At 65.4% G+C, this 13,792-nt stretch carries 17 protein-coding genes and 1 pseudogene; 4 read left to right on the forward strand and 14 right to left on the reverse strand.

Features of this window, described 5'->3' with window-relative positions; all coding sequences use genetic code 11:
- Positions 1–199 precede the first annotated feature (199 nt).
- Complete coding sequence (gene ligD, locus G6N44_RS27965; protein ID WP_235683165.1) at positions 200–1,189, reverse strand: non-homologous end-joining DNA ligase; 990 nt, start codon at positions 1,187–1,189, stop codon at positions 200–202.
- Between the two features lie 149 nt (positions 1,190–1,338).
- On the opposite strand from ligD, the pseudogene G6N44_RS27970 reads away from it, so the two are divergent.
- Both G6N44_RS27970 and G6N44_RS27975 read left to right on the forward strand, forming a co-directional pair.
- Positions 1,339–1,622 (forward strand): annotated as a pseudogene (locus tag G6N44_RS27970) (serine/threonine protein kinase); the annotation flags it as partial.
- Positions 1,623–1,824: 202 nt separating this feature from the next.
- Complete coding sequence (locus G6N44_RS27975) at positions 1,825–2,274, forward strand: histone-like nucleoid-structuring protein Lsr2 (protein WP_088305627.1); 450 nt, start codon at positions 1,825–1,827, stop codon at positions 2,272–2,274.
- A gap of 546 nt (positions 2,275–2,820) precedes the next feature.
- Here the strand turns inward: G6N44_RS27975 and G6N44_RS27980 are convergent.
- The 3 genes from G6N44_RS27980 to G6N44_RS27990 form a co-directional block, all read right to left on the reverse strand.
- A complete protein-coding gene (locus G6N44_RS27980; protein WP_088305628.1) occupies positions 2,821–3,168 on the reverse strand; it encodes a hypothetical protein in 348 nt (115 codons plus the stop codon).
- Positions 3,169–3,202: 34 nt separating this feature from the next.
- Positions 3,203–3,499, reverse strand: coding sequence for a hypothetical protein (locus G6N44_RS27985; protein WP_088305629.1), 297 nt, complete (start codon positions 3,497–3,499; stop codon positions 3,203–3,205).
- 62 nt (positions 3,500–3,561) lie between these two features.
- On the reverse strand, positions 3,562–4,527 hold the full coding sequence (locus tag G6N44_RS27990; protein WP_163670546.1) for an alpha/beta fold hydrolase: 966 nt from the start codon (positions 4,525–4,527) through the stop codon (positions 3,562–3,564).
- A gap of 299 nt (positions 4,528–4,826) precedes the next feature.
- Here G6N44_RS27990 and G6N44_RS27995 point away from each other — a divergent pair, with 299 nt between their 5' ends.
- Both G6N44_RS27995 and G6N44_RS28000 read left to right on the forward strand, forming a co-directional pair.
- A complete protein-coding gene (locus G6N44_RS27995) occupies positions 4,827–6,086 on the forward strand; it encodes a tetratricopeptide repeat protein (RefSeq protein ID WP_088305631.1) in 1,260 nt (419 codons plus the stop codon).
- Positions 6,087–6,228: 142 nt separating this feature from the next.
- Positions 6,229–6,681, forward strand: coding sequence for a DUF6166 domain-containing protein (locus G6N44_RS28000; RefSeq protein ID WP_088305632.1), 453 nt, complete (start codon positions 6,229–6,231; stop codon positions 6,679–6,681).
- Positions 6,682–6,703: 22 nt separating this feature from the next.
- On the opposite strand, the gene G6N44_RS28005 is transcribed toward G6N44_RS28000, so the two are convergent.
- From G6N44_RS28005 to G6N44_RS28045, 10 genes are all read right to left on the reverse strand, one after another.
- Positions 6,704–7,081: a hypothetical protein gene (locus tag G6N44_RS28005; protein ID WP_088305633.1), complete on the reverse strand. Its 378-nt coding sequence runs from the start codon at positions 7,079–7,081 to the stop codon at positions 6,704–6,706.
- 94 nt (positions 7,082–7,175) lie between these two features.
- On the reverse strand, positions 7,176–8,150 hold the full coding sequence (locus G6N44_RS28010) for a hypothetical protein (protein WP_088305634.1): 975 nt from the start codon (positions 8,148–8,150) through the stop codon (positions 7,176–7,178).
- 67 nt (positions 8,151–8,217) lie between these two features.
- Complete coding sequence (locus G6N44_RS28015) at positions 8,218–8,475, reverse strand: hypothetical protein (RefSeq protein WP_088305635.1); 258 nt, start codon at positions 8,473–8,475, stop codon at positions 8,218–8,220.
- A 19-nt stretch (positions 8,476–8,494) separates the two neighbouring features.
- Complete coding sequence (locus G6N44_RS28020) at positions 8,495–9,442, reverse strand: hypothetical protein (RefSeq protein ID WP_088305636.1); 948 nt, start codon at positions 9,440–9,442, stop codon at positions 8,495–8,497.
- 280 nt (positions 9,443–9,722) lie between these two features.
- Positions 9,723–10,121 (reverse strand): hypothetical protein, encoded by a 399-nt coding sequence (locus G6N44_RS28025; protein ID WP_088305637.1) that lies wholly within the window; start codon positions 10,119–10,121, stop codon positions 9,723–9,725.
- Between the two features lie 302 nt (positions 10,122–10,423).
- The gene (locus tag G6N44_RS28030; protein WP_198542297.1) at positions 10,424–10,975 is read right to left on the reverse strand and encodes a DUF1643 domain-containing protein; all 552 of its coding nucleotides are present in this window, start codon (positions 10,973–10,975) and stop codon (positions 10,424–10,426) included.
- Positions 10,968–11,180 carry a hypothetical protein gene (locus G6N44_RS28035; protein ID WP_088305640.1) on the reverse strand — a complete coding sequence of 71 codons (213 nt, stop codon included), beginning with the start codon at positions 11,178–11,180 and terminating at the stop codon, positions 10,968–10,970. Before G6N44_RS28035 ends, G6N44_RS28030 begins: the two co-directional genes overlap by 8 nt.
- A gap of 352 nt (positions 11,181–11,532) precedes the next feature.
- Positions 11,533–13,383 carry a DNA cytosine methyltransferase gene (locus G6N44_RS28040; RefSeq protein WP_088305641.1) on the reverse strand — a complete coding sequence of 617 codons (1,851 nt, stop codon included), beginning with the start codon at positions 13,381–13,383 and terminating at the stop codon, positions 11,533–11,535.
- A complete protein-coding gene (locus G6N44_RS29735; RefSeq protein WP_264033067.1) occupies positions 13,380–13,514 on the reverse strand; it encodes a hypothetical protein in 135 nt (44 codons plus the stop codon). Before G6N44_RS29735 ends, G6N44_RS28040 begins: the two co-directional genes overlap by 4 nt.
- Positions 13,511–13,786, reverse strand: a complete 276-nt coding sequence (locus G6N44_RS28045; protein WP_163670548.1) for a hypothetical protein — start codon at positions 13,784–13,786, stop codon at positions 13,511–13,513. The genes G6N44_RS29735 and G6N44_RS28045 overlap by 4 nt, the downstream gene beginning before the upstream one ends.
- Between the last annotated feature and the right edge of the window lie 6 nt (positions 13,787–13,792).

Here is a 13,792-nt window from a genome sequence, read left to right on the forward strand (position 1 = left end):
GCGTGTGCTGGGTATGTCCCTCCAGTCGGCGTGATACGTGCTGATATCGCCCTTTGCCATCGTCGTCGCCCCCCAAAGACAGATCCCAGTGGTGAAGATCAGATACCCCGCCGACGGGGTTTACATTCGCCGGGCCGCTGCACCACGCGAAAAGCGACGTCCCGGGCGCAGCAAAGCGCGCGCCGGGCAGCTACGCCGACTAGGCAGGTAATTGCACGTCGCTGAGCGAGACGGCGGCGCGCAGGCCCTTCCATGAAGCGTGGCGAAGCCCACCGCCCGGCGTGTATTCGCGATACGCGACCTCGCCGACATAGAGAGGCTCCACCCAACGGAGACCGGACGCTTCGTAGAAGCCGCGATCGACGGCAGGATCCGGGCGCTCAATCGTGTGCAGCAGCTCATAGAGGTGTCGCCTGGCCGACGAGCTGAACCCGGTTCCCACTTTCCCTACGACCACCAATTCGCCGGCCTCATCGCGACCTCCAAGCAATAGGGCACCAATGCTTGGCGAGGCCACCGGAGCCGAAGCCGGCCAGTATCCGACTATCGCGACCTCGGCTGTGGAACGAACCGGGCACTTCACCCACAACGGTGACCTGCCAGACCGGTACGGCGAGTCCAGGCGCTTGGCGACAATCCCCTCCATCCGATGGGAAGCGGCGATCTCGAGCATGTCGGCAGGTGAGATCCCGGTCCATGACTTGGGCACCGCCAGGACAGCTCTGTGCCCATCGGCTGGCGCCAACGTGTCGAGCACGGCGCGGCGCTCCACGTAGAGGGCCGCTCTCATATCGAGACCATCCAGAGCGAGCACATCGAAAGCCACCAGCTGCACCGGCACCTCCCGCAGCAACTCGGGTGTCGGCCGACGGTTCTGAGGCCATCGCTGCTGCAGCCGCGAGAACGAGGGCAGACCGTCACGAGCAGGCGCGATGATCTCACCGTCGAGAACCACACGGCGGTGGTCCACCGCGGTCGCCACCCTTGAAAGCTCAGGGAACGCGCGAGTCACATCTGCGCCAGATCGGGAGAAGACCGCGACATCGGAGCCGTCGACAACGACAGTCGCGCGCTGGCCGTCGAACTTCCACTCGACCGCCCAACCAGTGTCGTCGTGAGGCGGCGAACCGAGGACAGCCAGCATCGGCGCAGGAGCCCGGCGCTGGCTGCGGTTGACGGTTCTGGCCACTCATCGACGGTACGCGCACCGAATACATGCGCCGCGGCTGCTGCTGGCGGAAACTGCAGAGCAAGCAGCGAGAGCCGGGCGGTTAATCCGGACGGCCACGTCTGTGGCAAACCGCATCAGGGAATCGGGGGCCCGATTAGCATTCGGGCATGTCGCTCGCCCCAGGTGATACGTTCGCCGGCTACACAGTGGTGCAGCTGCTCGGCACCGCCGGCATGGGCGCGCGGTGTACCTGGTCGACCACCCACGGCTGCCCCGCAAAGACGCGATCAAAGTACTTCTGGCGAGCACCGCCGAAGACCCCAGCTTCCGAGAGCGCTTCAACCTCGAAGCCGACCGGGCCGCCGCGCTGTGGCACCCGCACATCGTCGGTGTCCGCGACCGCGGCGAACACACCGGCCACCTCTGGATCGCCATGGAGTACGTCGACGGCCGACAGAAATACGCCGACGCCATCGTCCAAGGCCTCACTGCAGCCCTGGCCGCCCAGTAAGTCCCAGCCGCCAAGGGAAACGTGTCGCCATGGCGCCGCGAGATTCGAAAACAGGCTGAGACCTGGACAACCGTCGCCGTACCGGAGTCGATACACGCGATAGGCTTCACCGCGAAAATCAACATGACCTGGAGGACGCTGCGTGGGAAAGATAGTCACCATCGAATACGTCGACGATCTCGACGAGGTATCCATTGATGCCGAAGCCGTTGACACAGTTGACTTCTCGTTCCGCGGCCAAGACTACACACTCGTCCTCACGAAAAAGAACGGCGCCCAGTTCAACAAGGACATGGCCCGATACATCGCCGCCGCCAAGAACGCCCAAGCACGCGACGCCAAAGCCGCACGGAAAACAGCTCGCCCCGGGCCCCGAAAGTCGACCAAGAAAGAACTGTCGGCCAAGAAACAACTTGAGCCTCTCAAAGCCTCCTCACGCAAAACCGCCACCCGCAAAACCGCCACCGCGAAGGCAACGGGCCCCGAACGCGCCCGCGCGATCCGCGAATGGGCAACCGCCAACGGCCATACTGTCTCCCGGCGCGGCCGGATGCCCGCTGCAGTCATAGACGCCTACGATGCAGCACACTGACCAGTAGCGGCGAATCAGCCCGCACTCATCAACGCCTGGCGGCGCTCGTCATCAGGCAACGTCGGCACATCAGCAGTAGCTCAACGGAGAATCCGGTGGCGGATCAGGCGGACCGCTCGTCCTGGTTCCCTGGTGCCGGCAGCCTGCGTGAGGGCCAGCCCCGGCAGGGCGGCAGGAACGCGGATTAAGCCAGGCACCAGGGGTGGCAACCCACTCCGCTGCACGATCTCCAGCGGCCAGGATCCCGGACCGGAGAACCCCGTCGCGGCGAATGGGCTTCTCCCCCACTACATCCCAGCACGGGCACCTAATGTAAGAGCCAACTTATTTGCAGTGGCAAGAATCATAGCGAGCCATACCAGCTGGGCGTCCGGGACGGCCTCATCGTAGCTCGCAGCGGCCCCCAGCGCGAGCAGGTGACGACTCCGCAGCCTCGCGGCAACCGCGCTGACTGACACCCGCTCGCCGCGCCCCCGACCGCATTATGCGCCGCCGATCTTTCGAAGGCCCTGTGGATATCCGAGCGCGGGAGGGGCGGTCCTGAACCTAGCCGGCAGCGTGGGCGACGATGTCGTCGAAGATCAGCTCGAACGGGTCGACTTCGGCCATCGCGCGTTCACTGCGCCTCTCGGCCAGTTCGTCTGGGCACGGCGAGAGGGCACCGCAGTCGAAGCACACGCCGTAGTGGCGCGGCAGGACGCACACCCTGATGTGGCCGTCGATACGGACATACGATTCGTGTTCGTACTCGATCCCGGGAGTGTGCAGGACCCGGCCCCACACGAACACACTGCCGTTGCGAATCGTTCGTACGCGGCTGACTGAGAAGGCGCGCATCGCTCCGTTGGGGCAGCGCACCGCGACGCTGACACCGGGCTCTAGGTCAACGGCCATCACCCGCCGCATCGATCGGCGGGTTGCACTGCGGTTAGCCATTGCTCAGGCTCGCGTGGCCGGCCAACAGGTACAGCGCGTCGGGACGGCAGGGCCATTTGTCCCCAGCGATGTCAACGACGAAGTCGAACGGGGAGATAGTGAGTTGCCCTGCGAACGTCTCGCAGATCAGCTCTCCCCACTGCTCACCGTCGGGGCCGGCCGCACCCTCGCCTCGTCGGTCGTAGAACCCGCCGCACCACCGTGCGATCTGATCGCCCTGCTCGGGGCTGGTCCACTGGACGGCCTCGACGATGCATGGCTCGATTTGGAACTGCTGAACATCGGGCACCCTGTGGTTTCCTTCCGGTGGTGTCAGGTGTGGGACCAGGCGTGGGCGCCCGGTACTGGTAGTCAGCTCGCAGCGATCGCCACGGTGGTGGACGATTTGACGCCGGATCCGGTGCGGGCGATCACACGGTTGATCGACGCGGTCACCGAGCGCGGGACCTCCGACAGGAGCATGTGTCCGGCCGTGGGGTGGTGGACGTGAGCCGCACCGGGAATGGCGGTGGCGAGGTCTTGGGCGTGCGAAACGGGCGTGAGCATGTCGGTTCCGCCGCTGATGATGACGGTGGCGGCTGCGATCTGTTTCAGAACTCGGTACTGGTCAAAGTGCTTGAGTCCCACCAGGAACCCGACTGCGGTCCTGATCCGGGCGGATCGGACGGCATCGGCGGTGACTGCGGTCAACGCTTCCCAGCTTCTGGTGCTGTGCCCGTGATGGCGAGCCAACATCGCACAGGCAGGTCCCACGATCGCGCGGGCTACACGTTCGGCGGCTTGGTGGGGCATTCGCTCGACGAGTTCGACCAGCACGCCGAGAGCCGAGGATCCGAGCAAGCGGCCAAGCCCACGCTCTGCCAGGCGGCCAGCGGCCGTGGCCACCAGCACTAGTCCGTCCGGATCCACCGGTCGTTGCTCGGCGGGCAGCGCGACGTACTCCAGGGCCGCCATGCCGCCCATCGAATGGCCCGCCAGCACAACCGGCGATTCGATGTGCAGGGTTCGGATTACGGCGGCCAGGTCGCGGGCCAGCTGCTCGGGATGGTAGGTGCTGGTGTGGGCGTCTCCGGAGTTGCCGTGGCCGCGGTGGTCGTAGGTGACGATCCGGATCTCCTCGCCCCAGCACTCCCTGAGATCGTCGAGTGGAAGGGTCCACGACTCCTTGCGCAGACACAGCCCGTGCAGCAGCACTACGGTGCAGCTGGCTTGTCCGCCGGCGTGGTAGTCGGCCACCGCCAGGCGCACACCATCATCGGTGATCACCGTGCGCTCCACGCAGCCTTTGTCGTCGGCTGGAAGTGAATTTGTGCGCATTGCCCCGACCCCCTGCCTTGTCGCCTGCGCCGCGACCATTGCCCCAGCGCGACGGCGATCAGGACGCCCCGCGGGCAACCAACCGTCTTCTGCGGTCGGAGTTCTCGCCCATGCCGTTTCGGTCGCCATAGGACGATTCTTGCGACTGCACCCACCCCGAAAACGCAAGTTTTGCGACCAGTTCGACCAGTTTCGCCTCCGGGCAGCGGCCTACCGCTCGCTCGCGAGCCCCCGGCTCTGGGCCAAACTCATCGCGATATTGGCTGCCCCGGCCCCCAGGCACCCGGCAGTATGAAGAGATGACCGACCCCGTTGGCGCCGAGCGTCCTGACCAGGCCGTCGCGCCAACGCACGAAACTGTCGACACAGAGCGGGTCACCGAACTTCGCACGTTGCGTGCACATGTCGACGCGCTCGCCGCGGCCGGCGACCTTGCCGGGGCCACCAGCTCGGGCGCCGAGCTGCTGGGCGCGCTCAAGGATGCACTCGGGCCGCATCATCCCGACACCTTGAACATGGCAGTGATGCTGGCCCAGTGGACTTTCGGCAACGGCTACATCGATATCGCCTGCGAGCAGCTGCAACGGCTCATCCCGCTCTTGCAGGAAGCGCTGGGACCGACCCATCCCGACACCCTCATGGCACGCCATACCCTGGCATGCCATCCCGATGCCTCCGTTGACCCGGCAGCCACCCTCATCACTTGGGTACAGCTGTTCGCCGATGAGCACAGCAGCCTCGGTCCCGATCATGCCTACACCCTGTCGGCGCGCTACAACGTGGCTATCGCGCGTCGCCGCCTCGGCGACCTTGCGGGCGCGATCGACGAAGCCAGCCAAATCCTGACCACTCGCCAACGTGTTCAGGGCTCCCTGCACCCCGAGGTCCTCGTTGCGCGGATCGGACTAGCCGTCTGGCGCGGTGATCTCGGGCATACAGCCGACGCGGTCAACGAGGCTGCCACGGTACTTCCTTTGCTTCGCAGCACATTTGGTGCAGACCACGAGCACACGTTGGCCGCACGATTCGTGTGCGCGAAGTGGAACCCAGCCGATCACCGCGATGTCGACGCCCTGGCTGATTGCGAAGTGCTCGTCGAAGACCAAACGCGGACCCTAGGTGCCGAGCATCCGATGACCGTGGCTGGTCGAGAAATGCTGTTGCAGCGCCAGGTCGGGTGGCAGCACTGGCTCGACGAGTATCACGGTCTCGCGCGGGCGATTTATGACGATGAAGGCGGCACCGACAGCGGCCAATGGGCGGAGGACCAGGCCGCGCAGCGGCGCCGTGAGGCGACATCGTTGCTCGATCACATCATTGCCATCAAACGCAGGATCAGTGAGCACACACGGACTTTCGGCACCGAGAGCCATCAAGTCCTCACGTCGCGTTATCACCTTGCACATGCGTTGTGGGCCGCCAAAGAGTTCACCGCCGCACGCGAACACACCCAGCGCCTGGTCACTGACTGCGTCCGCTTCCTGGGCGACGACCATCCGTTGACCGCCCTGGCGCGCGCAGCGCTGTCCGCAGGAGACGGGCTCGACCGCCACGTCTAGCATCGTTCCGCCGGCGGCGCTCACCATGCCAAACTGACCCCAGAAACACCCCCGCGCCGCCCCCGGCCGCGACTAGCGTTCTATTCACGTCACATGTGATGAATTCCTTTGTTTCCAACGGAATTGAACGGATGCACGGTCGATGGTCGATTTGGTCTATCGCGGATACGGTCTGGAAAGCGCTGCGGGACCTCGCCTTGTCACGATCGAGGACGATTCGGGCTGCATCGCTCCACTTCCCCACCATCCATTGCACGGTGAAGACGGATTCTCCTGGGGGTACGGCGGCAGTGGACCCGCCGATCTGGCACGATCGCTCATCATCCACGCTCTGGGGAACTCGGCACTGTGCACGACATGCCGCGGCACCGCGGTGATCCTGCACGCCAAGGTGATCGCCGATCAACCAGAACCCACACCGTGCACACGGTGCCACCACGGCTACACGGTCAGCATGGACCTCTACCAGCAGTTCAAAGCAGACGTCATCGCGCATCTACCCCTGACCGGATGGACTCTCAGCCACGACGCGGTCATGCGGTGGCTTTCCCAGCAGGCCGGCCCGCTAGGTGCGTTCGATGACCTCACCGCCTAGGCAGCACTCACACACGATGCCGCTATCTACTGCCCAATAGGATCAGGCAAGCGAGCACGGCGAAGGTGACGCCGAAGATGATCAGCACGGTCATGACGCGGGCCCGCGCGGTCTTCCCGAAACCGTCGGTGAAGTTGCCGGTGCCAAGAACCAGTAGCCCCTCCAGAAACCGCCAGAACCGCGAGTCGCCGCCGTTGCGCCGGGCCGCGGGCTGTGGGACGGGCGGTGGCGGGTAATACGGCGGCTGCTGTTGGTAGGCGCCGTATGGCTGCGCGGGCGGGCAGGCAGCGTTGTTGGGCGGATAGCCGTATCCATAGGGTCCAGATCCTGCTGGCGGCGAGGGCGGGTAGTGCCCTGGGGCTGGTTGCGGCCACGGCTGGTTGGGATCTGGATAGCTCACTGCGGCACTCTCCCCCTTTTTTGGCTCGACTCGATCGCCAGAAAAACTCTATAGCACCGCCTGAGGGGGTCCGATCAGCAATTTTGGAGCTGCATCACCGGCGAGAACCGCTGGCGGCGCCGAATGAGGTCATCAGCTCGTCGACGTGGGCTTTGGCTTCCTTGACGCCGGCGTGTTCGCTTCGGGCGTTGAACCCGACGGGGTGGTGCACCCGCAGCACTTGTCTGCCTCGGGGCCCGGCGGCGGGGGTGATGGTGTAGGTCGTGTCGTCGGGATCGCGGCGGTAGTTCACGGCGAACTGGTGCCATCGTCCGTCTTGAGCGATGGCACCGGGCCAGGGCAGGCCGGGCATCTCGGCGGCGGCACCGCTCGGTCTCGCCCACCGTGACACCACACCGAGGCCGTGATGGTTGGCCATCGTGGTGATCACACTGCAGGGCCAGGCCACCGTGCAATCGGCGCGCAGGTAGCCTTCCCATTCCCCTGCCCAGTCGCCGTGTTTCAAACTGCACCCCGCACAGGCCACCTGAGTGCAGTTGTGGTTGTCCTCGTCGAGGTCGTCAGGCGAGCTGGCAGTGTCGGTGCATTTTTCGCATCGAAGGACAAGAGGGCGGTGGCGCGCCGCGTGCGCCAGCAGGCTCGAGAGTGCTCCCGGGCCGATCTCACTGAGCGGTTCAGCGCCCAGTTCCGACTCGGGTTTGAGGATCGCGGTCAGCAGGCGATGCAGGAGGTCGGGGTCTGTGCCGGCGGCAACCATGACCCCGCGGTCGCGGCCGGTGACGGCGTATCTGGCGATTTCTTCGGCCATCGGGGCGGCCCCGCGCATGGCGAGAACCCATCCGCAATGCTCACAGCGGTGCGTACGGACTGTGGGTTTGTCGGGATCCCAATCGCCCCACAGAGTTGCCTCGGTCGTCCACTGTCCGCACACAGCCAACGAACCGGCGGAGCGGGCGGCCCCATCAGAGGCCGTCGACTCGTGGGGACGCTCGACGGCATGCCGGCGGCCATCATCGCCGATTCCTATCCCGAAACGACCTGCCACAGCTTCACTGACGATCTCAGTCACCGCTTACACCTTTCAGCATTGGGGTTGCGCATCGAATACACCTGCTACCCAGTGCCATTCGACGTTGTCACGGACCGAACAAGACATTGATGAGCCCCGAGGGGTTCTCGGGCAAGCCGACACTGCCCAGCACATCGCCGAGGGAGGGCAGCAGCACGGCAGCCACCGCAGCACCGATCACCAGCACGGGGATGCGCATCACCCATCGAGTGACGCGCCGCATCACCGCGATCGCTACGACCACGACTCCGACCAGCGCCAAGGCGAGAACGACCGCCGTTTGGCCGCCGGAGGCGGGATCAGCTGCTGCCGCACTGAGAGTCACCAAAGGATCAATAGTGCGCTCATGTAGGGGCATGCCTACGATTGTTTGCGATCAGGGCTGCTCCGTGTGGTGAATTTTGCGGCCAGTTCGCCGCGCCGCCCGGGGCAGAGGCTGCGGTGACGTCGCGCAGTTGCGACAGCGCCTGGTCGAGCTGTTCCACCGCCAGCAATGTCTCGCGCACCGGGTTGCGGTAGCCCTCGGCCAGATTCCAGGCCGCTCTGCGCACATCGCCGCAGGCTCGCACGGCCTCGGCGATCTGTGCGATGTCGGCCAGCGCAACGCGGCCTCCCCGCGCTGTGGCGGCGTCGGTGGCATGCCAGTCAATCTGTGCACCCAAAGCCTGCTCGACGAGTTGAAGGCGGGTCACCAGCTCGGCGGTGTCCGGGATTGCCGACATCGCCTGAGACACTGCCTGATCGATGCGCTGCTGCACTTTGGCGTTGGCCTGGGTGGTGGCCTCACTGACCGCAGTGGACCAGAACTCCGTCATCGCTTGCGCGCGGCGGGTGTCGTATGCGGCCATGATGCTGCGCACCGCATCCCAGCTCGGCCGATGCGACCCGGGATCCTTTCGGGCGGCTTTGACGTTCACTTTCATCCGCGAGCTTCCCGCGCGCCCCGGTGACATCAGTCCCCATCCGTCGGGAAGTTCCCCGTCGTGCACGATCTCGGGGTCGCTGACCACCAGCCACCATTCGTGGCATTCATCGGCCCACGCGTCTGCTTTTCCGACCTTCTTGAGTTCGCTGAGCCAGTCCGCGCGCGACACTTTGAGTTCGTGGCCAGCGAGGATTCGCCCACTGGCTGAGGTGAACCCGATGTAGAGGGCGTCGCATCGACGCACCGCCGGCCAAGAGTGCCCCCCGTTTTGTCCGACCTCAGCCAGGAACACTCCACCGGTGACGATGTCGCCCGGCTTGATGTAATGGCGCTGCAGTGCGGCAAGCAGGGCCGCGGTGTCACCCACTCGACGCCTCCGTCTCAGGCCGGGCCCGGTGGCGGCTGTGCAGCCAGTCGCTCACCCGGTCGTGGGCCCATCGGGTGTCCTCGTTGACGCTCGTGGTTCGAGGCACGACGTCCTCTGGGCGGCGCGGGTAGAAGGTGATCGGGCCGCGGCAGACGCCGCACGTCGATGCGCGAGTTCGGGGTTCAGGCATGGCCGGCCCTTGCAACCGGGTGCCGGCGGCGCCGGGGAGACGCGCCGCGCAGGACTTCAATCGGGAACGAGTGAGCGTCGGTGCTCGGCATCACGATGCTTCCTCAAACACATGGTTCTCGTGTTGCTGGCAGACCATGTGTTCTCCCTCCTCGTCGGGATGGGCCTTCGCGTTGTCGCAGATCTCGCACTTCTGGCAGTTCGGGCACAGCAGCTCGACGGTATGAACCACGATGCACGGCGTTCCGTCAGCGCGTTGACCGGCTTCGTTGCGGGTGCGCTCGAACCAGCCGTCGGCTACGACATGGCTGATTGCATCGCCGGCATCACGGAGCGCACCGAAATCGCCGTAGTCCTCCTCGACCGTCCCGCAGGACGTGCAGCGCGCCTGGTACATGGTGACCTGGTGCACCGCCTGGTATTTCGGTGCGACGACCGCGATGGCGGGTGACTCCCCCAGCGGTTCCCACTGGTCATCGGATGCGTTCATCTTGCGCAGTTCCTTTCCTTAGTGTCGGTTGTCTGGCCACTTGTTCGGGCGCTTACGTCGGGCTCGGCGGGCCGCCTGGTGCGGGGCTTTGCGACGCGCCAAGGTGTGATCCGAATCCCCGCCACCCGACCAATCTCTCCACGGCGGCAGCCATTTCTGCCAGGAATCGTTCGTAGCGCAGTTGGTGTTCGGGCAGTGTGCCGTCGTTGCGGATCCGTAGGTCTGTGCCGCACAGCCCGCAGAAGCCGCGTTCGAAGGTCCCTTCCCGAGGGATCGTGTTGCCGCCGATGCACTTGCGCCTCTCAGCCGGCATTGCTGGGTTCCCATCGCTTGGGTGTGGTGTCGGCGGGGACGTACAACGGGTGCTTGGGTGAGCCGTTGGCATTGGTGCCCAGGCAAAACAGCGCGGGGCGTTCAATCACGGTCCGTTGCCAGGCGTAGGGGTAGCCGGCCCACCATCCGACCGCGGCCGGGTGAGCGCCCCAGGCCACAATCGTGCAGTCCGCGACATCGTGGCTGAGGGTGTCGCGGTTGTCCGGTCCGATCGGGTCTTCGGCGTTGGCCAGTTCGGTCGGGTCGGTGGCGCGGTAGGCATAGAGGTTCCGCACGACAATGCCCCCGTAGCCCCAAACACGCGCGAAGCCAGGGTGTTTCACCGATCCTGCGATGCGTCGGATCGTTGGATCATCGGTGTTGGCGTCGGCGGTCGAGGGATTGAGCATGATGAACTCCAGCAGTGGACCCTCGTGATCCCAGCGGCGGCCGAGCTCGTAGCGGTAGCGGCCACATTCACTTATCACCGCGTACTTGACCTCGGCACCGGCGCACGAGAACAACGTCATTTGCTCACTCATCCGTTTGGCCCTCATACGTTTCGGTGAGGTAACCGCGCCGGCCGGCGGCTACAGATTTCGATTTGCCGAGGTTTCGCCGGATCCGGGTCCACCCTTGCGAGTGGTGCACACAATTCCGGTGCACGGTCCGGCCGCAGCTGCACGGCGGTACGTCGGTCATCAGCCCGGCCTCGACCAGCACGTCGGCTGCCGGGGTGTCGATCACCGATGTCGAAGCTGCTCGACTTTCGCTATCGCGCACGGTCACCTGCCTGCCCTGGAGCCACCAGCGCGGCGGCGCAGATATCGCGGTGCCGGATACATGTCGTGCGTTGCGGTGACTCTGGCCGCCCCGGGGGTCTCGCACACCACGCACGGGACCGCTGCGCTGGCCGTCCCGCCCTGAGACAGCAGGTGGTCAAGATGGGCGGTGCACGTTGGTGTTGTGCGGCCCTGACCGTGCCCGCAGGGCCAGGCAATATCGACGCCGACCGAGCCGTCTCCGGAGTGGCTTCCTCGCCATCCGCATGGCTTGCGGCCTCGGAGTCGCATGGCAAGCGCCTGTAGTCTTCCGGTGCTCACGCGGCTTCCTCGGTGTGCACGATGGCCCGCAGGCGGGTGCCGAGCCACGTTCCGACAGCAGGTGAGACGGCGTTGCCGAATCCGTCTGTTTGGTTGCGGGCTGACCCCCAGACGATGAATGTTCCTCGGTGGGTGCCGAAGTCGACGTCGAACCCGCATCCACGGCCGATCTCGTGGGCGCCCATCATGCGGTAGTAGCAGTCCTCGAGTCGCAGGTCGGCCAGTGCTGCCTGCCACTCAGGTGTCGGGGTGACCAAGGAGTAGTCGCCGACCTGGCTGACCGATGCGGCGGCGGTGTCGGGCTTCCATCCCGAGAACAACATGCCTTGGGTGACAGCCGATCCGACCACGGTGCCGAGCGCTTCGCTCATCGGGTAGGACCGGTAGTGGGCTTCGTCGATCGAGCCGTTGTTCTTGATCATTCCGGCTGCGGTCAGCAGGCCCGGGATCTGCTCGGTCGTCACCGTTGGCATCGCTTCGCCATGGCTGGTGGGCACGGTGTTGCGCCGGTAAGGGACAATCCCGGCCGACAGCAGACCGAGGGTTTCCGAACCGACCTGGGTAGGGAGCGGCTCATCTGTGCCCCGGCCGGCGCCCTGGTAGTTGTCGATCGCCATCGCCAAGGGCGGGGTCAACAAACCTGTTGTGTTGGTGGCGGTCTGCGCCCACAGCGGTTGGCTCAGATCTCGGCTGCGGCAATCCGATCCGGGCCGCTCGAACGTGTGTCCCGCCACGCCCATGATCGCGCCGGTCGACAAGATTCCGGTTTCCTGCTGGCTGGTCTGGGTCGCCAGTGGCTGCCACGGATGCCGTTCGGATCCTCGTTGCGCCTTGGCCGGCATCAGCACCGCGGGGAACTCGGCGAATCGCTGCCGGCACCGTTCGGCCCTTGCCATCGTGGTGTCGGCCAGCGCCTTGTCCCGGTCGCCGATGCGGGTGCCGAGGTCGGAGAGGTCCAGTGCCGCCAGGGACGGTGTCATCGGGGGGATGACCTGGTGTCTGCAGCTGGGGCAGCGGTAGTCGTACTGGCGGCCGTAGGTGACTCGTCCGGTCGGTGACACCCCGGTGCGCCAGGTCCACACTGCCTCGACCATGTTGGCGCAGAAGCCGCACCATGACACGGGCCGGTGGTCGAGGTCGGGGGTGGGCAGGGCGCGGTCCCACATGGCGATGTAGAGGCGGTCGCGGCTCTGCGGGACCCCGAAGAACATGGAGTTCAGGTAGAGGATGCGGTAGCGGTAGCCGAGTTTCTCAAATTGCTTGATCCACCATCTGAATGTTGTTCCGTCGCCGTACTTCTTGCCTGGCACCTGCGGACCCCATGACGTCAGTTCGGTGGTGCACTCGACGAGGATCAGGCGTGGATGGTGTTGGGCGGCATAGTGCAGGACGCAGTTGGCCGTTGCGCGGTCGCGCTCTGACTTGGTGACCCGTTCGTCGAACTCGGGATCGTCCAGGTCGAATAGCGAGAGGCCTTGTGCATAGGCTTTTTTGGTGTTGGCTGGCGAGTGGTTGACGCAGGACACTCCGGCGCAGAGCATGTCGCCGGGAGGCAGATCGCGGACTGAGTGGTAGTTGGAGGCCTCGCGGTCGACGAGGTCGGCGATCCAGTGTTCAGCGTTGGGATGGTTGGCCTCGTGGACCTCGACTTTATATTCTGCGTGGTTTGCTGCCGAGATCACGTCGATCCCCGCGGCTTCGATTCCGCGTGTCATTCCGCCGAAGCCGCTGAAGAGGTCGACGGCGACCAGGGTGTCGTGTTTGAAGCGTCTGCGCCGTGTGGCTGGCCGGTGCTGGGCGGTCTTGACCGCCGCCTTCTTGCGCTTCTTCGGTAGCGCTGTGGTCAAAGGACACCTCGCAGGTGTGCGACGCCGCGGTATGTGGTGCGGACGGCTTCGTCGCGTGCGGTGATCTCGGCTGGCACGCCGTAACCGTTGTCGCGCTGCCACTTCTCGTCATAGCCGATTGACCAGCTCATCTTTTCCTCCACATGGATCCGGTGGTGCGTCGGCGTTCACGGTGGGCACACATCGATTCGGCGGTCATCGGACCTGCCGCCGCGGTCCGCCGGTTCGGCGGCTGGTGCAGGGTTGGCTCGGTCTGGGGCCGGAGGCGCACCGGGGCGCGGCACTGGCCCGTCCAGGTGGTCTTGGCCGGGGGAAGCGCGGCCGGGGTGCCTGCGCTGCTGATGTGCGACGGTTCGCCGTCGTCCAGGGAGAGGTCACCGATGGTGCCTACTGTTTGAAGCATTGTGGT

The organism is Mycolicibacterium alvei, assembly GCF_010727325.1.
GTDB classification, from domain to species: domain Bacteria; phylum Actinomycetota; class Actinomycetes; order Mycobacteriales; family Mycobacteriaceae; genus Mycobacterium; species Mycobacterium alvei.